The sequence below is a fragment of the Paenibacillus sp. YAF4_2 genome (assembly GCF_052113225.1).
GTDB lineage: Bacteria > Bacillota > Bacilli > Paenibacillales > Paenibacillaceae > Pristimantibacillus.
This window is the reverse complement of sequence record NZ_JBFRCT010000012.1, coordinates 146782-169868: the sequence shown is the minus strand read 5'-3', so window position 1 is coordinate 169868 and position 23087 is coordinate 146782. Positions and strand designations below refer to the sequence as shown.

Here is a 23087-nt window from a genome sequence, read left to right as displayed (position 1 = left end):
GCGAAATATAAGCATAGTATAGAGAAACTTATACTATCGTTTTATATTTCATAAAAGCCTATGCTTCGTTCTCTCCATCACCTGTGGATCGGTAAATGACGAAGTTCCCTTGGAACACCATTTCATCCCCTACATAAGTGAAGAGCTCCACCTTTGACTTGTGGCGCTCGCCGGATATCGAACGTACATAAGCTTTTGCAATACACTTCTCACCAAGCTTGACCGGTCTTATGAAGCGAATATCCGCTGTAACCGTCAAGGCGATTTTATCTTCAATAACAGCAACCGCCAGCGAGTTTGCTTGGGCAAACACATGATGGCCCCGGGCAATACCCGTACGTGAGAAAACATGCTCTTCACGAATTTCGAATATCGATATTCCGCTTTTGTCCAGTTGTAAATCTACAATGTCACCAATTACTTCATGCAACGGCAAAGACTGAACGGAATCATACGAACGCTCAGCCATCAGCTTCATTCGCTCACGCAGCTCTGGAATACCCAGTTCCATCCGGTCTAGCCGTATCGTCTGTATGCTGACTTTCAAATGTCTGGTTAGCTCACGATCCGTCATAAACGGGTTTTCATCTATCAATTGAGCGAGCAGCTGATGCCGCTGTCGCTTAGGCATTCGTTCGATCTCCGGCACCACCTTAACAGTATTGTAACCCATGTCTAATTTTACTCGAATGATGGCTGATATTATAACCTGGTACTAATTAAGTATATAAAAAAAAGCTTATACAGGCAACGGACATAAAAAAATAGCACCTCATCGTAATGAAGTGCTATTGTGGGAAAACCCGAGATTATTGGGAGATAACCTCTTTTGTTTTGTAATATCCGCACACTTTGCATACGTGGTGGCCCAGTTTAAGCTCTCCACATTGCTCGCATTTTACCATACCTGGTACTGCCAGTTTGAAATGCGTACGACGTTTGTCGCGGCGAGTTTTGGACGTTCTTCTTTGTGGTACTGCCATTGTTTCCCACCTCCKTCATAAAATCAATCGGTCATTCATTATTGTTCGTCTTTGAATAAATCCTTGAGCACTGCCATACGTGGATCAATTCGATCCGTATTGCAGCTGCATTTTTGTTCATTTAAGTTCTGTCCACAATTCTGGCACAGCCCTTTACAATCATTACTGCATAACGGAGCGAACGGCATGAACAGCTGAAGCACTTCTTCCACATAAGGCTTCAAATCCAGCCTGTCCCCTGATACCGCAATAATGTCGTCATCCTCGTCCTGCTCAATTTCTTCCCCGTCCTCAACGGCCGCTGGCTTAAACTGATCATAGACAGGAATTTTCGAATGAAGCTTCACTGGGTCAAGACAACGCGAGCAAGCGAGCTCCCAATCAATGGTCAATTCGCCTTCGACAGTAATCGAGCCTTCATTGCCTGTCACCTGAAGCGACACATGAAGCGGACCGGTACTGACGACATCTGATCTATCCTTAAATAAATCGGACACATCCAGATTCTCATCAATGTTTGCCTTGATACCTTTGGACATCGTTTCTTGTACATGAAACTGCATGAGATCACCCCAAACAAACAAAAATTATTATATCTATTAACGAGAGGTTTTGTCAACATTTTCACGCTGTTTTTCATCTTTTCTCCCGTATCTTCATGAATAAAACAGCGGCCCTGTGCTATGATGGGACATATATCCAACGAAAAGCTAGGAGATGTCTCAGTGCGCACAGTAGGACTAATTGTTGAGTATAACCCATTTCACAACGGTCATCAATATCATTTACGGGAATCGGTCAAAATAGCACAAGCCGACACCGTTGTCGCCGTCATGAGCGGACATTTTCTGCAGCGAGGCGAACCGGCCGTTATGGATAAATGGGCACGGACGGAAGCTGCACTACACGGCGGCTGCGACCTTGTCATTGAACTGCCCACTGCCTATGCTACTCAAGCAGCAGAATGGTTCGCCTACGGCGCTGTCTCTCTGCTTGAAGCTACAGGCGTCGTGGATGCGTTCTGCTTCGGTACAGAGAGCGGAGAGATCGAAGCGCTGCAACAGGCGGCACGATTGATCGCCCATGAGCCGCCCGAATTCCAGCTTATGCTACGTGAGGCCTTGGAGAGCGGCATCAGCTATCCGAGCGCATACAGCTCGGCAGTTGCATCCTATCTAACTTCTATCGGTAATCATGAAGCAGCGGCCTTCCCTTATGCGCAGCCCAACCATACCTTAGGACTTCATTACCTCATTGCTCTGGAACGGATCAAGGGCAAGATGGAGCCGCACACTATACGACGAGAGAAATCGGAATACGGTCAAACAACGGTCACAGACCATGCCATTGCAAGCGCAACGGCAATTCGTAAACTGCTGCTTGAAGGCGGCGAGCTTGGCGACAGCCGCCCTCTTGTTCCCGCTACAACTTATGAAGTCATGGAACGGGAGTGGGCAGCAGGAAAAAGTCCTGTAAGCTGGGCGAACTTTGTTCAGCAACTCATCCATACTGCCGTTACACAGACGCCTGAACAGCTCTCAGGTTATCGCGAGATCATGGAAGGGCTGGAGCATCGTCTTCTTAATACACTGCCAAAGCTCGATCAGATCGGCTTCGAACCTCTTCTAGAAACTTTAAAGACCAAACGTTACACCAGAACCAAGCTGCAGCGAGCTCTTCTTTCTATTCTGCTCCATCATAAGAAAGAAGATTTTACAGCTGAGAAGCTGGCAGCCGGGGTTGAATATATTCGAGTGCTGGGCTTTACAACGAAAGGACAACAGCTGCTGCGCCGGATGCGCTCTGAGGCAACACTGCCTGTCCTCTTAAGCGCTGCAAGGTCTCCCGTACAATCTCGGTACCTCGAGCTTGATACACAGGCTACAGCAGCTTATATGCTGGCACAGCCTGGTCACACATCCGCAGCTGCGATGTTTCGAGATTTTACGGACAAGCCGATTATGATTGATTAATTATTTAAAATAGCTAGTTGCAGCATCTTGAATTGCGGTTATTGCGTTTTCCAGCGAGGTGACAGGTACAACCTTCATCTCGCTGTGAAGTTCTTTTACTTTGGCCGTTACTTCTGCAAAATTCACTTCCGGAGCCAGGAATAGCTGAGCACCTGCTTGGTGTGCGGCTACAATTTTGTATGTAATGCCCCCGATCCCCCCCACTCTTCCATCGGCAGAAATCGTACCGGTTCCTGCAATTCGAAGCCCTTCCGTCAAATCTTTATCCAACAATAAATTAAGAGATTGCAGCGTGAACATCAGACCGGCGGACGGACCTCCGATATCTTCGGCTTTTATTGTAATCTGATTGGATGGTTCGGTTGGGTGCACTTCATGCAAATCGCCTAATATGATTCCACCTGGTACAGATCCCATTAAAGCAACTGAAACATTCGCTTCAATTTGTCGGAAGGGAATCTTAACTGGAATGACCTTTTCATTTCTTTGGATGACCAAAGAAACCAGATCTCTTTCATTTGACTCCTTGATTGCAAACTGTAGTCCCTCAACGCTACTCACTTTCTGACCCTCAACCTGAATGATACGATCTCCTATCTGAAAGTCATTCGAAACACCTTCAATACCATCAATAACTAACTCTGTACTCGTTGTATAAGGAATCCCTGCATAAATATAAGCCGCTTCGATTGCAGAGTTCTGTGAAGCAAGCATATCGAGGGTCATTTGATCAAGATAGTCTTTCTCCGACTTCCCCTTCATCACCGAATCTTTGCTGTAAACAGCAAAATCCTTTTTCCATGCTGCTTCAATAACCTGCCAATACTTGGCATCCGTCAGCTTGATCGTGGTTAATAGAAAGGCACCACGCTCCCCCGCTTCCATCGATTGGGTTGCTTGTTCACCACCCGAGCCTAGCTGCACGAGCGGCTTTGTGTCGAACGCGATTCCCGGTTCATAGATAACTAATGGAGTTGGTGCATAAATAATAACCCATAGCATCACGGCGATAAGAACAATTCCAAACGCTTGCCTTGTCCTTCCGCTCAATCGAAACCCTTTTATGACATATCACCTCCTTGATGGACAATGGTCTATCCCTTTGACTAGGCGCGTACAATGGAAAAGACCACGGTTTGTCCGAATAATCCCCTGACTTAATCGAAAAATCCGCCTTATTGGAGTTGATGAATATATGGCTCGCACAATTCTATATGCAGCGATCTCCATTCTGCTGGTCGCTGCAATCATTCGTCAGCCGGATGAAGCCTTTCAAGCTTCTCTGCAGGGGCTGACCATTTGGTGGAATATTGTCTTCCCTGGCCTCTTGCCCTTCCTTGTGCTATTCGAGCTGATTGCGGCCTTTGGCCTCATTCATGGCTTTGGCGTACTCCTTAGACCGATCATGCGAGGGCTGTTCAAATTGCCGGGAGAAGCTGCGTTGCCTCTTTTATTAGGGTGGTTGTCCGGGCATCAAGCTGGTGCAGAAGCAACTGCGACTTTGCGCCGTGATAATCTTGTCACAAGAAGCGAAGGGCAAAGACTGCTTGCCCTTTCTCATATGCCGAATCCACTATTTATGCTGGTTGTCATTGGAGCAGGCTTCCTGCATCGTCCCGAGCTTGGCCTGTTTATAGCTGTTATTGTATGGTTGTCTGCCCTATGCACAGCATTATGGATCTCCCTATTTGGGGAACGCCGAGCTAAAAGCTTGAGTCATCAGAAGACAAGCTTGCTCGACAATGCGGCTAACGCTATTGTGACAAGCCATGACCGTGATGGACGCAGCTTCGGCAAGGCCCTTGGAGATGCGGTATCATTTGGCGTGCAGAAGCTTCTTATCGTTGGCGGCTTCATGATCTTCGCCTCCGTGGTAGCCAGATTAGCCCTGCCGCTTATCGTTCATGCTCTGCCAAGTGGGATGGCAGAGCTGGTATTGCCTGCTTTGCTAGAGAGCCATATCGGCGCATACGCGGCTGCTATATGGCAAGGTCCGGGCGTAAGCACCGCAGTAAGTGTCGCCGCCGTTGCTGCCGTTCTTGCTTGGAGCGGCATAAGCGCCCTGCTTCAAGCTGGTTATGCCATTACGGGCACCGATTTGAAGCTGATGCCTCTTATTGGCGTCAAGCTCCTTCACGCTATACATGCTGCTGTTTTAGCCCTCTTGTTGTGGGAGCCCGTCCAGACCGTCATGACTTCGCTGCCTAGTCAGTTAACGGATGCAACAGCAGCTATGCTTCAGGATGGTATCACCTTGAATCGTCCGTCCAACGCATACGAGGCCGTCACCGCACTTGGCCTCCCGTCGATCTGGCCGTATACGCTGACGGCCGCGGCCGTTCTTGCTATTATATTCGCTGCAATAAGAGTTATCTCGCCTCGAGATAAACGTTAGCCCTTTGCTTGCTTCTCTTTATATTTTTCAACCAGACGATGCTCGATTGGAGGAGGAACAAGCACAGATATCGATCCGCCAAACATTGCGATTTCCTTCACGATACTGGAGCTAAGATATGAGAATTTTGGATTCGTCATCATGAAGATTGTTTCAATCTCGTCATCCAGCAATTGATTGGTTGATGCAAGCGTCAGCTCATACTCAAAGTCCGTAACGGAGCGGATACCACGCACAATCGTATTCGCCTTGCGAGATTTCATAAATCGAACCAGCAGATCTCGGAAGCTGTCGATCGTCACATTAGGAATATCGCTTGTTATCTCCTGCAGCATCTCTTTGCGCTCATCTACAGTAAACATTGGACTTTTGCTCGTATTGTTAAGCACCGCGACAATCAAGTGATCGAACTGCTTCGCCGAGCGGCGGATGATATCAAGATGACCTAATGTTGGCGGATCAAAGCTCCCAGGATATACAGCTACACGGCTGCTATGCTCATTCATTTGCATCGGTATTTCCTCCATCTGCGCTGCCAGGCGAATAACGGTATAGAGTCACAGCCGTATCGCCATATTTTTGTTTTCTCAGCAATGTAAAATGTTCAATATGATCCGGATATTCATGACCAGCATCATGTTCTACAACAATCGTTGCCCCATCTTCCAGCAAAGATCGCTGCGCCATATCTACGATAAGCTCGTCCATATGTATTAAGCGGTAAGGCGGGTCGAGAAATACGATCGAAAAGGCAATGCCGCGCTTTTCCAGCAGCTTAACAGCCCGATCTGCATCGTTACGATATATCTCCGCATGTCTTCCCATTCCTGCCGCTTCGGTATTTAATTTAATAATATCGATACTTATTTTTTCTCGGTCGATAAAGATCGTCCGCTCGATGCCTCTGCTCCAAGCTTCTATACCGAGTCCACCGGTGCCTGCGAATAAATCAAGCGCTAGTCCACCGTCGAAAAACGGTCCAATCATGCTGAATATCGCTTCCTTCACCTTATCGGTCGTAGGTCGCGTATTCATACCTGGTACCGCCTTTAGCGTGCGGCCTTTTGCCGCTCCCGCAATGACTCTCACTGCATATTGCTCCCTTCCTCTACTGTCGATGCCTATCGTACCACACTTTCCCTTGGATTATAAAGGCACCTGAAAGCTGCTTGTGAAAGGGCAATAATTATTTTTTTCCGCAAAATGTATAATCCCCCACAAAGCGGACAAAATAAAATCATCGGCGTCGGAAGATGCCGTAGACAACCGCGGAGAAGACTTACGTTTCCCCATAAGCTCTTCGTCCGGTTTCTCCTCTCCCATGAAAGGACGCTCAGAAATGAGCGTCCGATTTTTTTTGGTAATCCCATATTCTATAGGTATTTTATCTATTTTGAATTTGCGAGTTGAATATATTTGTCCAGCAATTGTCCACCAAAAGAAAATCACGTACCTGTTAAATGGTACGTGATTTATTTAGTGGGTTCTACCGCAGGGTTACTTCAATCCATTCAAGGCAATCTGTACCATTGTTGTACTTCACGATCTCCGAGAGGAATTAATTCTATAGGAACCACCTCATCATCAGCAGTGCTCTCCAACTTCCTACGAAGAGCGTTGATATTCTTTACTCGAAGTTCTTTAGGTACAATTTCATCTTTCAAAAAAGGTAATGAAACACGTGTACCTAATACATCAAGTCCATAAGAACCATCTTTCTCTTGAACTAATGATAAACCATTAATTTTACCGTCTTTGACTTTTTCAAATAGGTTCTTTAATCCTTGTTTTCCTTCAACCTGCAATTTAATATCATTGATTACAAATTTAATTGGATTTTTAGTTCGGATGCAGTCTAAAATCTTGATGTTTTTCCGATCATCTGCAGTCATCTTATCGTTGGGAAGACAAAACTGGACATTAAAATACTGTTCCAGTGCATACAGTTGTTCCAGTATACGCAGGTTTTCTCCTAGATCCGAAGAGACTGGCTCCAATTGGAATCGATCTGCAACAAAAAAGTAAGAGTTAGTTTCTAGATTCATAAAAGTGATTTTTTCCGCGCTTTCTGAATGATTAAAGAATTTCAAAAATCGGAAGTTAGCTTCTACATCTTTCTCAAAAAGCGGGTTGATTTTTAGCTTAAGATTCGATGTTCCACGTGCACGACCATATTCATCATAACTCCACTCCATTGGTATGCGCATCTCAATAAAAATTTTGGCCCTTATTTGTCTATTATTATTTAATACATAACATTTAAACTCCTCATCAAGATCAGTAATACCCAACTCGATATAAGGGAGTATGGTTTCTGTATCCCCAGATTGCGTTGTGACAATTAGAGATAATTTTAAGGGTTCAGGACGTTCCGGAGGAGCTATCACCCACTCGTTTCCTTCAATATGGTCTTGAAGAAGCGGCGTATCTACCGGTCTACCACCGATTAATGCTTGCAGGGATAAAACATCTATTTCTATATTTTGTTGTCTAATCATAGCAGTTTGAAATAGTTCACCGAGTGATTTATTCCCACTATGAGCATCTTTTTTTACTCTTAGAGAAATATTATAGCTTAAGGGTAAACGCTCGGCAGCATCAGGGTTTAATGGTTCGTGATAGAAAAACAGCCCCCGACTAGTTTCCTGAACTTTATAACGGTAATCTGGATAAAGAGGATGAGTTGTTTCTATCTGTCGACTAAAATCCAACATAAATTTAGCTATTCCCTCGTAATCGCCATTCATCTTCATCCGTGCAAACTGCTCATGCATCGTATTGACTACTGTTAGTTGGCGATTATCTATATACGAAGTGTTCCCACTTCCTCCGAATTGAAGGATTTTGTTCTTCATTTTTGATAATCCAAACACCATGATTCACCCCCCTGCTACGAATCACTATTTATTGTGAATACTCGCTCGATTTCCTTCTCCGCCGCGTTGATTAATCTTTTGGGTCGTTTTATTTTTATTAACTACAAGAAAAGTACCTCCTACTCCACAGGCTCCCCCTATGAAAAACGAAATTAGCATCAGAACAATTCCAGAGCTTACATCGCTAAAGAAACTTGAAAAATCCATATAATTACCCCCAAGCAAAATATGATCATATACAATATTTTACTATAGCAATTCTATCATAGTATTAGCAAATAAAATCCTTCCTCCTTCAGGAACATCAGCATAGATATATAAATCAGGCGTGATTTGGACTCCTGAATTCGTGCAATTTTAATATATTCCTAATACTTGATGAGAACAAGTATTCTGTACATGATCATCATTGAGGTGATTATTAATGAATAACCAGTCTTTGACTGATGATGAATATAGCTTACCTAAGAGGAATACACATGCATTTTTTCAATCTTGAGTTATACAAACCAACTGATATGGAGGATAGGATCAATAAAGTTTATAAAGAAAATGGTGTTTATACTGCTTCTGATCTTAATATCGATAAAATGGCTACCATCTTCAATACATTCATTGCTTATACTGAAGGCGAAACCAAAATCATTTTTTCATTTTGAAGAATACGAGCAGCGTCTCGCATTTTTCCATGAACTATGCCACCTAGCTTGCATCAAGCAAATCCTTGGACGCATTAATAAGGAACGTCAGGATCAAAACCTACGCGCAGCATTCTCTCCTTCTGCTATGAAGTACGCGTAAGTTTCTCGGTCAGTTGAATAAGCAGCTAGAGAACAAAAAAGGAGTAACCTATACCCAATGAAAATTTCAGTACTATATGACCTAGATACCGAGAACAATCTACTTTTTCCGCTTTGGATGATGATTAATCACTTCTCCTTCGACTGGAGTAAAACGATCTATATTGATTTAGAAACACCATTTGAGCGGTTTACTTTCGAAGAGATTGAATCAGAGGTATTAGCATTAACTGTCCCTGACAATGTTTATGTGCGTCATCCGGATAAGAAAAATCAATTCGGTATATACCTTCCATCACTGGAGAAATACATAACGAAAACAATGAAGGGATCCAGTCATCATCTTGAATTATGTAATATTCAACGTCTAATGCTTTCAATATCAGATATTGAAACTACTTTGGAGACGGAGATCCACTTATTTTGGTCATTTATATATGGAACAAATCACCACGATGCACATTCTGAATTTCTTGGACTCTCTTCGCCAACCAAACGCCAGACTGGATGGCTCCGGCCCTTTAAAATCAGCCAGTTTAGTCTATAACTATCGTGTCTTAAAGAGCATCTTTACTAAAGCAGTCGAATGGAAAGTCATAGTGGATAATCCTATGAGAGGAATTAAGAAACCGAAAGAGGATGATGTAAAAGAAATGGAGGTTTATAATGAAACGGAAATAAAGCAATTGTTTGAAGCCCTCTCTAGAGAATCTCTGCAGTTCAGAACAATCATTACTTTAGCAGTCACCACCGGTATGCGTCGTAGCGAGATTGCCGGGCTAGAGTGGTCTAAAATCAATCTGGAGTTAAGACATCTATACATTACACAGGCTATCCCTCATATGAAGGTTGGTGAACCTGTTATCAAAGCTCCTAAAAATGGTAAACCGCGAAAGATCGCGTTATCTGAATCTGTCCTTACTGAATTACGATTATTACACGCTGAGCGAGAAGCAGAACTGAGTGAGATCCCTGATCAATGGGCTAGTGGTAACCTCTTAAATAGATATGAATTGTCGTTTCTAAATGAAACCAATTCTAAGGCAAACACAGTCAAACGGTCAACGGATATTTTGCCGGAATCCGCACAGATTGTTTATTCGACTATCGTCTCCCGTTAGCCCAATGACTTTATGTTTCTTAATTGTTGATAAGCCATTTCTTTATTCCATCCATCTGGTTTTGTTTTTGTCCATGACCACAGGGCTCCACCGTTAATCCACTTCTCTCGATATGTCTCAAACATATATCCTTGATCCATATCATCAAGGCATGACTCAAAATCACAGCAGTCACAACTTACAAAAGTAGGTACCCAGTGTCATAATACTGGAATGTTTCGAGTCTTTTGAATCCACAAACCTGGAAAATATGCACGTTTAATCCTCCACAGTAAATTTCACTAACGTCTCCCGTTAGCCATCCATGCATCTCATTGTGCACCACAGATCATTAAAGTTAATTCGTTCTTTCATGGTAGTGGAACAAAGTATTATGCACCTTCGTATATGACACCATCTTCATAATTTTTTATATCAAAAAAACCATTATAGTAATCCCCGCTCTAAGCTCGTATGCAATTTCCCGTTGCATTCATTTCCCGCCATATCTAACCAAACCGATCGTTCAAAGAGGATCAGATCTTTGATATACTCTCTGATTCTGGGTGTTCCTCTGAATGGTCGAACTTACTATTCAAAAATTTTATCAACTTCTTCATTATAGAATTTCCCTAACTTAATCTTCTCGTAAATACTGTACATCTCATCATTATCGAGTTGGTGAAATTTAAGTTCGTGCGACTCATCAAACTCCATTCTTTCTATAACCCCTGCCTTAATGATGAATGTATCAAATGACAAACCATTTACAAAGTTTACTATTTTTTCATTTCTCTTACTCATTAATGTATCAGAAAACCAAATAGATCTGACAATCTGGTCAGACTGTTGATAGTTATATAAATTATTATCTGTATGCCAATGTAACACCACTAAAACCATTGCTTGAAGTAATTCATCTGAATATTTCTCTATTAATTTCTCAATGAAGTCTTCAAAAATTGTCATGGAATCTAATATTTTATTCAAGTTACTAACAGGAGCTGTTAACATTCTAATTTCACGTAACTTATCTTTCTCAAAAAGAAGGTTGTATAATTTTTCTTTATGACTGAATTCATCAGACAATTCAACAAAGTCTAGGGCTAATTGTGTAGTACGTGAATCTGATGATTTTTCAAACTTATCAATTACTACGTCTATTAACTTTTGATATTTGTTATAGTTGTAATTCTTTAAATAAGAAATCAATAACTCATGGAGTTCTGAATCTGAGCTGAATTTATAAAGCTCATTAAATAAAGATACGGAACCATTAATATTTTTCACCATATGTTTTGCATAGAAAAATTCAAAGAAGGATCTATGAAAAAATTTAAAATGATCCTCTTTCATTCCCTGAATATAAAGCTCAGTTCTATCTTTACAGAAATTCAGAAAATGTTCTATCGCATTAGAAGCATCATTCTTATCTCTATATGCACCTCTAAAGACATCTGATAAATTCTCTATTATAGTAGATCTGCTAACCTCTCTGTTATTTCGTTTGCTTAAGTCTGCAAGTTTTTCAAATGTTACATCATTATTTATTATCGATCCCATCTTTTCAAAATCAAAGCCTACATTTTTATCTCTTTCTCTTTCCTTTGCAGTATAATTTACACATTTATCAAAAAGTTCGATTTTATTATCAGGAATTTTTCTATCTGCTTTATATATTTTAACCATTAAAGCTACTGTGAGGAAGTTGGCTAGAAACTTTTTATCAATTAAATGTCTGGTTTGTTGAATAAAATGATTAATATCAATCTCTCTAAACTCCTCAATCCGTACCATTAATTTTAAATATTCAATAACATCATCTTCTTCAATTGGTTTAACCTTGAGGACAATCGGTGTTTCTGGGATTAAACTTCTGTCCCTTGTTGTAATACAAAGTTTATTATTGTTATTAGAATTTTTATAAAAACTTATAATTAGGTTAGAAAATTTTTGTCTCTCTAGCGAATCAACTTCATCTAGTGCATCTAAGAAAATAAGACACTCACCACGAGCCAAAAAGTAGGTAAGCATATCTGAACCAATGTCTACACCGGTATAGTCTATCATTGATTCTATTAGAAAATCTTTAAATGAAAATCCTTTAAAGTTCTTTTTCTTTTCTGTAAAATCTTTTAAGTTACAGTAAATGGGTAAATACTTTTCAGGGTTATTAATATTCAACTTATCTGAATTAACTACTAGATTTTTTAAAAACAATGTTTTTCCATAACCAGGTCCTCCAACAATCGAAATAAGGTTAGATCTTAGGAATATATCCGTCCATTCAATCGTTTCTCTTTTATCATGATCACTATAATTATGAAAATGCTCGCTATCATGACCTTGATTAAAATAAATGAATTGGGGATAAATATAATAATCATCAAAATCCAGTATGTCTACTCCTGGAACATGATTCTTTGCAAATACATGTTTTACATTATTTAGATATTCCTGTCTTTTCTCTTCATAATTAGGTATCATATTTGAAGATGCTGCACTGCTTTCACGAAACGCGCGGATCATTTGTTCTACATTTTTTGTTATAATGTAGGGTATAATTGCAAGTTCTCCCGGGATTTCCATTACCAAATTCTCTTCAATTACTGCAAGAAGGTCGGCAAAAAAATTTTCAATCGTTCTTTGAACTGGAATGTTGTATTGTCCAAGCCGGATATGATCAATTGCTTCTAGTGTAAGAATTCCAATAAATTCAGAAGACGTTACATATTCATTTGTTTGTGTTTTATTAAAGTCTTTGAAAGGTAATAATCTTATATAGTTATGAATGTAGTTAATTGTACTTGACAATTTCATATAAGAATGCAAACCACTACATTCATTTTCTAAAAGTGTAGATGAAATCCTCGCTTCGATCTCTTGTAAGAGATCAAATGTTTTGTCTTTCTCCAGAAATTTCATACCAGTACGTTTAATAATCTCTACGATTGTCCCTGCCAGAACTTTGGAACCAACTGACTCAACAAAAACCATAATATCCCCCTATAAATCATTAATAAATGGATAATTCTACATAAATCCTTATTCTCCTTCAAAAGTCCTACATCCTACAAAATACTGAACGAAATCTAAGCAATGTAGTGTTTTTCGAACCTTAATTAAGTAAAAGTACATTTCAGCAAATGTTGTTGTTTTTCAGATAAAGATCCCAGTTAGCTAAGCGACAATCACTTGTAATTATCCACATCTCTATTTTTTATTATTTGTTGTAGAGAAATGTGAATTGCTCTGAGATAACTGATAACGCATATAAAACCAATTATCAATATCAATATGAGAATTCCCAAAGGCTCCTTCACTCCTCATTTTAAGATAACTTTATGTTACTATATATTGGAATTTCCTGCCCTTTAGTTTAACAAACTTGTACTGCAACGTCGACAATTCTCTTCTACATTCGTCTAACTATACTAGTTTAATCTAGTTCCAATTAGTCCACCAATTGTCCACCAATTTCCCGTAAACAGTCTATTCTCACCAATTTTATACATGAGAACGGAGCTAGAAATCCTTGATATTACGCGACTTTCACTTCTCAACCTAAAGGACTTTCTCTCGTCTCCCATGAAAGGACGCTCAGAAATGAGCGTCCGATTTTTTTGCCTGTTATTCTATTCGTTTATTTAGCGACAGTTGGAATCACATAAAAAGCCCTGATACCATCTACGTTCACATACCACACGACTTGATTGTTAATGACAATAGGCTGACTATCAGACAACAGAAAATGATCAAGACTCTGAATAGCTCCAAGCACATTGCCATTCCCGTCAATATAAACATATTTTAAACCAGATGGCTTGCCTTCTTTAGTAAACTCCTGCCACATCACAATCAACTTGTCATCATTGATCTTGACCAGCTTTGGAATGGATGCGAACAACTCACTAGTTGTATAAGAGGCGACCTTTACTGTTTTTACTGCGCTGGCTTGCATATTGCTCCTGGGCAGAAGCGTCAGAATGATATCTCTGCGATCCACAGGTAAACCTTTCATTTCGTATGAAGTGTATTCAATCACCTTAGAATGATCGATCGTGTTCATAGTGGTAATATAATTGGATGCCGACATCTCAAACCCGCCAATCGAAACACCGGTCGTATTTGCACCTATAGCACCAGGGATTTTAAACAGATCCGTTTCTTCGTAAGTCGTTCCGTCGCCTTTATGTAAAACGATCGAGCGCGGATAGGCATCCCCATGATCCAGAAGAACAAGATCACTGCCATCAAAAAGTACATATTGATCAAATGAATGACTAACGTGATTGCTTTGGAATCGTCCGAGATCATTGATTACCTTCATCTTGGATGTATCGACAATAATGGTCAATTGGGATTGATGATTTAACCCATCCTCCGTCGTATACCTTTCGCGGGAAGTGTGAAACACTAGCGTATCACCGTTCTCGGTCATTCTTCCAGCAGCAGCGTCGAACGGAACTGTAGTAAAGCTCTCTCCACCCTTTACAGATACACTGCTTATCCGATTAAAGCTCTTATCATAACGAACGATACGGATAACTTCCTTATTATCGTTTTCTTCATGGTTTTCTTGACCATAGGCGACATAATAACTTTTTGCATCGCTATAAAATCCGCCGAATAACGGAAGCTCGTTATCAAACCTTTTTTGAGCAACAAGACGATATTGACTGTCATACGTTTCAATGGTGACTTTATTTTCTTTCTCTTCAATCACGCTGACCGTACCATCATCATTATGAGTAAGGTAAGATTTTATTGTTTCTTTCCATCGCGGATACCTAGACGAAACGGTATTGTCAGGAGCAGCAAATGCCGTTGTTACTCGATAGGAGTTGTCTGCTAGATTCGAAAACAGCAAAATCTCGTTTTCCACTCCGTTGAAGCTGACTTCAAAAGGGATTAACTTACCCAAATCTCTTAATTTGAAATAATTACTTCCTTCCTTATTGTAAGCCTGAATAGGTACGGCTTTCCCGTCCACAAACAGCGTGGAGTCTGTCGGCTTGACCATGTAGTTCATATTAGATCGGAAAAATGGATCGTCATCATCTTTTGCAACGGAATATGGTTTGCCCGTATGTATTTCCACCGCATTGTGCTCGCTGCTCCAGCTAACATCGAACTGACTAGATGTCCCTGAGAAAGCAGCGGCTAGATCACGAAGCTTGAAATAATTGCTCCCTTGAATCGTAAGGCCATCCAACTGGGCAGGCTCTCCATTTAACTTGATCGAACTAATCAAACCCGTAGCTTTCATATAACTGTCAGCGGCATAAGTCGTCGTACTTGTAAATGCCAAACATAAAACAAGAAATAAACTAACTATCATCCTCACCTTACTACCCCCGATTAGATAAGTTCAATTTATTAAAGGCTTGTTTACCAAAGTTAACTATTCTATTCCTCCTACTAAAATCCTGTAAAGACACTTGATTTTCCCACTGCAATCACACTAGTTTTGGTATATAGTTACATTACCAATTCATTTAGTTAGGAGGTTTATATACGGTTATGGATAACATCGGAAGCTATTTAATTCCCCTTCTCATCATCCTTTTCGTGATGTACAGACGCTTCAAACGAACAATTGGCTTTCAGCCCTTCCAGCCTCGCAGGTTGAGATTTCGAATCGGTCTTTTTAGTGTAATTGGAATTCTTCTGCTTGCTACCGGGTATTCTCATCCAGCCATTTACCTATCCGATGCGTTAGGTATCGCCTGCGGTGCTGTCATTGCCTATTTTGCCATTAAGCACAGTAGATTTGAGCTGCGTGACAACTCGTTATTTTATCGGACACATATCGGAATTGAGACGTTAGTTATCCTACTATTCATCGGACGGGTTGCATTCCGGGTTGTCGACATGGTCGGAAATGGCGGCCCAACAGCTGTCAATCCTGCCATGACCAGTGACACTGCTGAGCTTCAGCATTACACGAATGATCCACTTACAGCGATCACTTTCTTCCTCCTGGTTGCCTACTACATTGGGTATTATACGTTTATTATTCGTCGCAGCGAGCAGAAAGTAATTGCTTGATTCCGTCAGTCAGACACCAACCCACACCTCTACTACGCAGTGCGACATATGATACTCAGGGACGTACAAACCTCAGCAAGGGGTGATGGTGAGCATGCCTGTGTATCGTATCATTGTAGATTTGTCGGACCGAATGCTTCATTTACTGGATGGAAATGTCGTGGTGCACTCCTATCCCGTTGGCATAGGACGGATAGTTACTCAGACGCCATCCGGCGAATATATGATCATTAATAAACAAGAGAACCCGGGCGGACCATTTGGCGTGTTATGGATGGGGCTGTCCAAGCCGCATTACGGCATTCATGGAACCAATGATCCTTCCTCAATCGGAGGATACGTCTCCCATGGCTGTATACGAATGTATAATGAGGACGTACTCGCTTTATCAGCTCTAACTCCCGTTGGAACAAGAGTCACGATCCGGCCATGAAAAAAAAGCGGCAATCTCCTCTTACGGGAGATCTGCCGCTTTTAACGTGACGGTCTGGGTCGCCTGCTCCCAAACGGCCTTTTTATTCAATGCTGCAGCGAGGTCCCTCACCGCTACATACCCTGTCGAAATATCCAATCTCGAATCCAGCCCCTGCCCGTTGACCGTAACCTTTCCCATCTGCCAGTCAATAACTGCACCTAATGATTCACCTAACGCCCGAGCAGCAACCCAGGTTGTCCCTGCATCATAATAACCAACAGCAACGACAAGTCCGTCCATAAGAATAGGAATCATTTTTGAGGTTCTAAACATGGTAGTAGAAACAGCAGAGGCAAAAGCATTGTCATATTGCTTCAGCGAATATTGGTTGATCAGAGAAATTAATTTATTCGGGTAAGATGGATCTGTCGCATACTGGCTTACATACAGCATATTGGCTTGCTGCTCTGGTGTAACAGCTGCCCGGACACGGATATAGCGAGGTGTTGCGAAGAGCAGATCTTGGTCTTTCATAAAATGATACACACTGCTATAAGCTCGGAAAGCTGCATTCATGCTTACATTCCTGCCATCAACAACCTCCCAGGTTCCTCTCACCACCGCATCTCCATGCCAGTAAGCATTGGGTTTGCCTCCACCCACTTTAATTCTCCCTAAGTTATACCAAGGGTGAATAACGACGCCTGTCTCCAGCATACACTGCGCAATTCGAAGAGATGGGAAAATCGTTGAACCCTCACGCCGTACCTGCCATACCGTCGGAACAAGTGCCGCTATAAATTGCGATCTTGATAATAGTGACATTCCTTCTTCCTCCTTTCCTATCACACAAAATAAGAGATATACCAGCTTATGGAAGAAGATTCCAGCCTGTAACGGCCTGCTACCGATACGATGCAAAAAAACTCCGTTAAGCCTAGAGTCGGCCTAACGGAGTGGATTTTACAGCTTATAAAATTCTCGCGTATTATGTAACAGCTGTTCACGGACAATTTGTTCCGGAAGCTGTTTGATCGCTGCAATCTGAGCACAGACATCATGAACAAATTGTGGTTCAGTTGGTCTTCCTTCATATGGACCTTCGAACGGCCAAGGGCCATCTGTCTCCACCATCATTTGTTCTAACGGATAGCGCTCTACGAGCTCCCTAATCTCATCCTCATACGCGACATCCGGTGTAATGGAGATATAATAGCCTGAACGAATCATTCGCTCAACCGTTGCCGCATCACCCTTAAACCAATGGAAATGGACACGCTTCACCTGATGGCGTTCCATAATTTCACAAGCTTTTGCTCCATCCTCATATACCGCATGCAAAACAATTGGCCGATCCAGCTCTGCCGCAAGTGCCGCAAAACGATCCAGCAATACCAGATAAGTCTCTTCGTCAAAAGGCACTCCATCCGCTTCAGCAGCAGTACGAGAATAATATGGCAAACCTACTTCACCGACTGCAAAAGACTCTCCTTCAGCATGCTTCTCCCGAATCCAAGCAAATAACTGAACCTGCTCTTCTTCTGATAGAATAGGCTGCTCCGGGTGAAAACCATAAGCAGGATGTACCTTGCCGGGGAATTGCTTCGCAAGCCCTTCATTCTCCTTACAGGAGGCCAAATGCATAGATACCGCAATGACAGCTTCAATTCCCGCTTCAAATGCCCGTTGAAGCATCGGAACCCTGTCAGCATCTTCGTAGTGATCAAGATGAATATGGGCATCTATTGCCCGATAGTGAGCACTCATTTTACCGCCGCCTCCCCCTGATGCAGCAGCTCCTGAATCCGCTCCTTCAGCTCATTAAACAGTGGCTCTTTCCAAAGCTGTGCCGGCCTTGGTCTAGCAAAAGGAACTGTTATTTCTTCCACAATCGTTGCTGGAGCAGCAGATAATACCAGAATGCGATCCGATAACAGCAGCGCTTCTTCAATGCTATGCGTCACGAATAGAACCGATCTTCTATTCTCCTCCCACATCGCCATCAGCCACTGCTGCATCTGCTGTCTGGTCAGGGCATCAAGCGCGCCAAACGGCTCATCGAGCAGCATCAACGGCTGTGGAGAGAGCAGTGCCCGCAAAAAAGATACTCGCTGCTGCATGCCGCCAGACAATACATGCGGGTAAGCATCCGCATACTCCAGCAGGCCAATACGATCCAGCCACTTTCGTGCCATTCTGACTGCTTGCTTCTTCTCTACACCAGCAATTTGGACAGCAAGCTCAATATTGGCACTTACTGATCGCCAAGGCATTAAAGAAGCCTGCTGAGGCATATACGAGATATGCCCTCGGCTGCCTGTCGTCTCATTGCCCCCGATCCATACTTCACCAGCTGATGGCATCTCGAGACCACCAATTAATTGGAACAGCGTTGTTTTACCACTGCCGGAAGGGCCAATAAGGGAGACGAATTCATTCTCTCCAACCGTTAAAGATATTCCGGCCAATACGGTTTTCTTACCGGAATCAAATGCCTTCCGAATCCCCTTCAGCTCCAAAGCTTGCGTTGTCATCCCTTCCTCTCTCCTTTCACCGGGCGCCACCTGATAACAAGCTTCTCCACCGCAGCTACAGCACCATACAGAACAAGACTGAGCAGCACGATCAGCAATACTGCAGCAAATACTCTTGCCGGCTCATAGCCTTTCGAGGATAGGATCATATAATGACCAAGTCCTTTATCTGCCCCAAGCCATTCCGCCACAATAGCACTAAGCACGGCATACGACGCAGCGATTTTGAGTCCGGAAAATAAATGCGTAACCGCATTTGGCAGCTCTAACCTTAGGAATACTGTCCAATTGCCCGCTCCTATCATACGCATATAATTGCGCAGTCCAAGATCCGTATCTTTAAAGCCGTTCAGCATAGCAACGGAGACGGGGAAGAAACAGACAATCCAGACCAGAATAAGCTTTGGCAGCACACCGTAACCGAGCCAGATCGTCAGAATCGGGCCGATCGCAATAACCGGTACATTCTGTGATACAACAAGCAGAGGATAAACGGCTCTTCGCACAAAAGGAAGGAGATGTAAGACAGCAGCAAGTATAAACCCGGCCAGCGCACCTCCAGCAAAGCCAATCAAAGCCAGTTGTACGGTTGCCGAAGCGTTATCCATTAGACGCGGCCAGCTAACTATTATTTCTTTCCAGATCGATAGTGGTGAAGGCAGCTGCCATTCCGGCACAAGTCCACCATTCACCGATAATTGCCAAGCTGCTAGCAAAATGATGACTAATGCAGCAGAAGGCCAAATCGCTTTCAAGCTGCTCCAGCCTTTATTGCCCATCTGGATATTTCTCCAGCAATCTTCCCATGGAAGCTCCATTTGCCGGGTTAAAATAAATTTTCACCTGCGAGATAACCGATGGACAGCCCATCTCTGTCATCGCTTCATTCATCTTCTCTACTACCTGAAGCAGATCAGGCAATTCCCCTTCCATCGTCGTCTCCAGTGGTGCAACGCGATAGGGAACGCCGGAAGCTTTAATAATTTCAATTGCACGGTCAACAAATGGAATGACGCTTTCCCCGTTAGGTGTAGTTGGTAAAATTTGAATGCTTACAAGCGCGTTAGCCATAAATAGCTCCCCTTTTCCCTATTATCGTCCTGATTTCTCCTGTACTAACCTTAAGCTTTTGGCAAAAAATCGTTCGTGAATGCTTTATCTGCATCTAGCTCCTGCTCGAGCAGCTTATGGTCAAACATCCATTGCGAATAATTGACCCATACTTCCTTCTTCTGAATGCCCCATTGCGAAGCATCATCTGTATATTTCGGACTCAGCCACTTCTGGCTGGCACGAACAAGGTCTGCGTTCAAATCCGGCTCTGCTTTAATGAGCACCTCAGCAGCATCTTCAGGATGAYCAATAGCATACTGATAACCTTGAGCTGCGCCTGCAACAAATGCTTTTACAAGCTCCGGTTTCTCTGCAATCATTTTCTCGCTTGTCTCAAGCAATGGTGTATAGTAATCCAGCTTGTCACTGTAATCGGTCAAATAAACCATGTTCAGCTTCTCTCCGCGAAGCTCTGCCTCCACGCCTGTCCAAGCATAATAAATCCATGCGAAATCAATATCCCGTTTCACCGCCGTGAAGAAATCGGTATCGCCAATGCTTAACATCTTAACCTTGGACACATCCGCATTCTCTTCCTGCATGAGCGAACCAATAACCGCTTCTTCTACCGGTGCTCCCCAGCCGCCGTACGTTTTACCTTCGAACTTCTTCGGCGAGTCGATGCCCTTCGCTGCGGGCGAAGCAAAGCCGGATGTATTATGCTGGATGACCGCTGCAACCGATACAAGCGGCAGGCCGGCAATCCTAGCCATCGTTAAAGATTCCTGATAACCGACGCCAAATTCCGCTCCACCTGCTGCGACCATTTTATCCGCACCATCCTGGCCGGGTTGAATAATCTCAACATCAAGACCTTGCTTCTTGAAATACCCCTTATCCCGTGCTACATAAAGACCGGTATGATTCGTGTTAGGTGTCCAATCCAGAACGACCTTCACTTTCGTCAATGGCTGCTCACTTGCTGCCCCATTCTCCGCCGCTTCATTATTATTCTTGTTGGATCCGCAGCCTACCAGCATCATAACAACGGCCAGCATGGAAGATAGGGCAACGATCCCCCTCGACTTTTTACTCCGATTACTTGTTTCCATCTTGCTCTCCCTCTCTCTTGTTTGCTTTGACGTTTGCAATGGCCTGACCACCCTCTGAACAATAAAAAAAGTCCCCCGAATCCGGAGGACATACATTTCGTCAGCTTTATTACAGGTTTGCTCCATTCCACTTGCAATGGAAAACAGTCCTATATGACAAATTCCTACGCTGGCATTATCCAGATCAGGTATAAGGGTCGGAATTTTCGTCGGAATTCCCTCTCAGCTAGCCTCAACCAGCTCCCCGGAGCTATTCAATTACGTCAGTAAATCTCATTATACCCCTTCTTCCCGAAAAAGCCAGCTTCGTTTTAGACAAAAGCCGCTTTTTACAGCTAGTAGGTTGTTGTCCTTATAACCATTAGATTGGCATGAATAGAATATAGTCGAGTGCATATCCGCTATTAGCGAGAGGATTGAACCGGGGTGAAAAGACGATATAAGTCGAATAAAAAGCTAAAACGCGTGAATAAAGCGAAGCCAAGGAAACGGAAAACGAATGGTCGGTCAAAAGCAGCCAGCCGACGTTCCGCTAAGCAGCAAGCAAGCAGGAAATCTAGACGTTCACGCCGCTCTTACCGTAAAGTCCCATCTAATAACCTGCCAATAACACCTGCAGTTGAACCTCCGCTCCGAGAACCTGGTGTAAATATCATAGGGTTCATTCATGCTGAGATGGGAATCGGTGAATCCTCCCGGCTTGCAGCAAAAGCGGTAGACACAGCTTCCATTCCGTTTGGCGTCATTAACTTTCCACTAGCGGTCACTTCAAGAATGTCGGACTACAGCTGGTCGCATAAGCTTCTGGAGAAAGCCCGCTATAATACGAATATATTCCATATGAATGCCGACTTCATGCGTCCAGCCTTTGAGCATTTTGGCGACGAATTATTCGGTAATCGATATAACATCGGCTATTGGCACTGGGAGCTTCCGGAGTTTCCAGATGAACATATGGAAGGGTTCAATCATGTCAACGAGGTATGGGTTTGCAGCAAGTTCGTTGCAGCCTCAATCTCCAAACGCTCGAATGTACCCGTCATTACGATTCCACACTGCATCCAGGTGCAAGTTACGCCACATGTTAACCGTTCCTCCTTTGGTCTGCCGGAGAACCGTTTCCTGTTCCTCATGATGTATGATGTACAAAGCTCAACGCTCCGTAAAAATCCCGAGGCTGTAATTGAGGCTTTTAAGCTGGCCTTTGAGAAGAACGATCAACGGGTCGGCCTCGTATTAAAAGTAAATAATGCGGATTTCCGGCCGAATGAGCTTGTCGAGCTTAGGAAGTCACTCGCGGAACGAAGCAATATGTATTTGATCGACAAAGGGTTGTCGAGGTATGAGGTCAATGCTTTGCTGCAATGCACTGACAGTTACGTCTCCCTGCACCGAGCCGAAGGTTTTGGCCTTGGCCTTGCTGAAGCTATGTATTTAGGGAAACCGGTTATTGCAACAAACTGGTCAGGAAATACGGAATTTATGAACAGCAATAATTCCTGTCCGGTCTCCTTCCAACTCACCTCTATCGGTCAGGACTGGGGACCATACAAAAGCCAACAAATCTGGGCAGAACCTAATATACGGCATGCAGCGGAATACATGCAGCGGCTTGTCACCGATACACGCTGGCGCGAGAGTATTGCAGCAAGCGGAATGCGGACGATCCATAATGAATTCTCACCGGATGTTATCGGACAAAGAATTAAAAACAGGCTCAAAGAGTTGCATGTAATCTGAAGCAAAAGAGGCTTAGCCCCGGTCGCGGCATTACGCCTCCTACTGGGTCTAAGCC

The 23087-nt window shown here is 43.0% G+C and carries 23 protein-coding genes and 1 riboswitch; of the genes, 7 read left to right on the top strand and 16 right to left on the bottom strand.

Annotation, left to right across the window (positions count from 1 at the left end):
- Positions 1-58 precede the first annotated feature (58 nt).
- The 3 genes from fapR to AB4Y93_RS25040 all read right to left on the bottom strand — a co-directional run bounded on the left by fapR (position 59) and on the right by AB4Y93_RS25040 (position 1546).
- Positions 59-631 (bottom strand): transcription factor FapR, encoded by a 573-nt coding sequence (gene fapR, locus AB4Y93_RS25050; protein WP_167280789.1) that lies wholly within the window; start codon positions 629-631, stop codon positions 59-61.
- Between the two features lie 178 nt (positions 632-809).
- On the bottom strand, positions 810-983 hold the full coding sequence (gene rpmF, locus AB4Y93_RS25045) for a 50S ribosomal protein L32 (protein WP_167280790.1): 174 nt from the start codon (positions 981-983) through the stop codon (positions 810-812).
- A 38-nt stretch (positions 984-1021) separates the two neighbouring features.
- The gene (locus AB4Y93_RS25040; RefSeq protein WP_441896086.1) at positions 1022-1546 is read right to left on the bottom strand and encodes a YceD family protein; all 525 of its coding nucleotides are present in this window, start codon (positions 1544-1546) and stop codon (positions 1022-1024) included.
- Between the two features lie 162 nt (positions 1547-1708).
- Between AB4Y93_RS25040 and AB4Y93_RS25035 the strand changes: the two genes are divergently transcribed.
- On the top strand, positions 1709-2956 hold the full coding sequence (locus AB4Y93_RS25035) for a nucleotidyltransferase (protein ID WP_441896084.1): 1248 nt from the start codon (positions 1709-1711) through the stop codon (positions 2954-2956).
- On the opposite strand, the gene AB4Y93_RS25030 is transcribed toward AB4Y93_RS25035, so the two are convergent.
- Positions 2957-4006, bottom strand: coding sequence for a S16 family serine protease (locus tag AB4Y93_RS25030; RefSeq protein WP_441896083.1), 1050 nt, complete (start codon positions 4004-4006; stop codon positions 2957-2959). It lies immediately after the preceding gene.
- Positions 4007-4151: 145 nt separating this feature from the next.
- Here AB4Y93_RS25030 and AB4Y93_RS25025 point away from each other — a divergent pair, with 145 nt between their 5' ends.
- Positions 4152-5351, top strand: a complete 1200-nt coding sequence (locus AB4Y93_RS25025; RefSeq protein ID WP_441896081.1) for a nucleoside recognition domain-containing protein — start codon at positions 4152-4154, stop codon at positions 5349-5351.
- On the opposite strand, the gene coaD is transcribed toward AB4Y93_RS25025, so the two are convergent.
- From coaD to AB4Y93_RS25005, 4 genes are all read right to left on the bottom strand, one after another.
- Positions 5348-5863, bottom strand: a complete 516-nt coding sequence (gene coaD, locus AB4Y93_RS25020) for a pantetheine-phosphate adenylyltransferase (RefSeq protein WP_441896080.1) — start codon at positions 5861-5863, stop codon at positions 5348-5350. The two genes, AB4Y93_RS25025 and coaD, sit on opposite strands and share 4 nt — an antisense overlap.
- On the bottom strand, positions 5850-6440 hold the full coding sequence (rsmD, locus tag AB4Y93_RS25015; protein WP_441896079.1) for a 16S rRNA (guanine(966)-N(2))-methyltransferase RsmD: 591 nt from the start codon (positions 6438-6440) through the stop codon (positions 5850-5852). The genes coaD and rsmD overlap by 14 nt, the downstream gene beginning before the upstream one ends.
- Before the next feature lie 422 nt (positions 6441-6862).
- Entirely contained in the window at positions 6863-8227 is a 1365-nt protein-coding gene (locus AB4Y93_RS25010) for a hypothetical protein (protein WP_441896077.1), read from the bottom strand.
- 24 nt (positions 8228-8251) lie between these two features.
- Positions 8252-8434 carry a hypothetical protein gene (locus tag AB4Y93_RS25005; protein WP_441896076.1) on the bottom strand — a complete coding sequence of 61 codons (183 nt, stop codon included), beginning with the start codon at positions 8432-8434 and terminating at the stop codon, positions 8252-8254.
- A gap of 651 nt (positions 8435-9085) precedes the next feature.
- Here AB4Y93_RS25005 and AB4Y93_RS25000 point away from each other — a divergent pair.
- Positions 9086-9574 carry a hypothetical protein gene (locus AB4Y93_RS25000; RefSeq protein WP_441896074.1) on the top strand — a complete coding sequence of 163 codons (489 nt, stop codon included), beginning with the start codon at positions 9086-9088 and terminating at the stop codon, positions 9572-9574.
- A gap of 64 nt (positions 9575-9638) precedes the next feature.
- Positions 9639-10148, top strand: a complete 510-nt coding sequence (locus tag AB4Y93_RS24995; protein ID WP_441896073.1) for a tyrosine-type recombinase/integrase — start codon at positions 9639-9641, stop codon at positions 10146-10148.
- Between the two features lie 570 nt (positions 10149-10718).
- Here AB4Y93_RS24995 and AB4Y93_RS24990 read toward each other — a convergent pair.
- Entirely contained in the window at positions 10719-13124 is a 2406-nt protein-coding gene (locus AB4Y93_RS24990; RefSeq protein ID WP_441896072.1) for an NACHT domain-containing protein, read from the bottom strand.
- A gap of 646 nt (positions 13125-13770) precedes the next feature.
- Entirely contained in the window at positions 13771-15474 is a 1704-nt protein-coding gene (locus AB4Y93_RS24985) for a hypothetical protein (RefSeq protein ID WP_441896071.1), read from the bottom strand.
- A 176-nt stretch (positions 15475-15650) separates the two neighbouring features.
- On the opposite strand from AB4Y93_RS24985, the gene AB4Y93_RS24980 reads away from it, so the two are divergent.
- On the top strand, positions 15651-16178 hold the full coding sequence (locus tag AB4Y93_RS24980; RefSeq protein WP_441896070.1) for a hypothetical protein: 528 nt from the start codon (positions 15651-15653) through the stop codon (positions 16176-16178).
- A 94-nt stretch (positions 16179-16272) separates the two neighbouring features.
- Positions 16273-16611: a L,D-transpeptidase gene (locus tag AB4Y93_RS24975; RefSeq protein WP_441896068.1), complete on the top strand. Its 339-nt coding sequence runs from the start codon at positions 16273-16275 to the stop codon at positions 16609-16611.
- 21 nt (positions 16612-16632) lie between these two features.
- On the opposite strand, the gene AB4Y93_RS24970 is transcribed toward AB4Y93_RS24975, so the two are convergent.
- The 6 genes from AB4Y93_RS24970 to AB4Y93_RS24945 form a co-directional block, all read right to left on the bottom strand.
- Positions 16633-17418, bottom strand: coding sequence for a glucosaminidase domain-containing protein (locus AB4Y93_RS24970; protein ID WP_441896066.1), 786 nt, complete (start codon positions 17416-17418; stop codon positions 16633-16635).
- Positions 17419-17556: 138 nt separating this feature from the next.
- Complete coding sequence (locus AB4Y93_RS24965; RefSeq protein WP_441896065.1) at positions 17557-18360, bottom strand: TatD family hydrolase; 804 nt, start codon at positions 18358-18360, stop codon at positions 17557-17559.
- Positions 18357-19127 (bottom strand): ABC transporter ATP-binding protein, encoded by a 771-nt coding sequence (locus AB4Y93_RS24960; RefSeq protein WP_441896063.1) that lies wholly within the window; start codon positions 19125-19127, stop codon positions 18357-18359. The genes AB4Y93_RS24965 and AB4Y93_RS24960 overlap by 4 nt, the downstream gene beginning before the upstream one ends.
- Entirely contained in the window at positions 19124-19906 is a 783-nt protein-coding gene (locus tag AB4Y93_RS24955; protein WP_441896061.1) for an ABC transporter permease, read from the bottom strand. Before AB4Y93_RS24955 ends, AB4Y93_RS24960 begins: the two co-directional genes overlap by 4 nt.
- Positions 19896-20198 (bottom strand): thiamine-binding protein, encoded by a 303-nt coding sequence (locus AB4Y93_RS24950; protein WP_441896059.1) that lies wholly within the window; start codon positions 20196-20198, stop codon positions 19896-19898. Before AB4Y93_RS24950 ends, AB4Y93_RS24955 begins: the two co-directional genes overlap by 11 nt.
- A 50-nt stretch (positions 20199-20248) precedes the next feature.
- Entirely contained in the window at positions 20249-21292 is a 1044-nt protein-coding gene (locus tag AB4Y93_RS24945) for an ABC transporter substrate-binding protein (RefSeq protein ID WP_441896057.1), read from the bottom strand.
- Between the two features lie 143 nt (positions 21293-21435).
- A riboswitch (TPP riboswitch) is annotated at positions 21436-21549 on the bottom strand.
- Positions 21550-21718: 169 nt separating this feature from the next.
- On the opposite strand from AB4Y93_RS24945, the gene AB4Y93_RS24940 reads away from it, so the two are divergent.
- Entirely contained in the window at positions 21719-23032 is a 1314-nt protein-coding gene (locus tag AB4Y93_RS24940; RefSeq protein WP_441896054.1) for a glycosyltransferase family 4 protein, read from the top strand.
- The last annotated feature ends 55 nt before the right edge of the window (positions 23033-23087 follow it).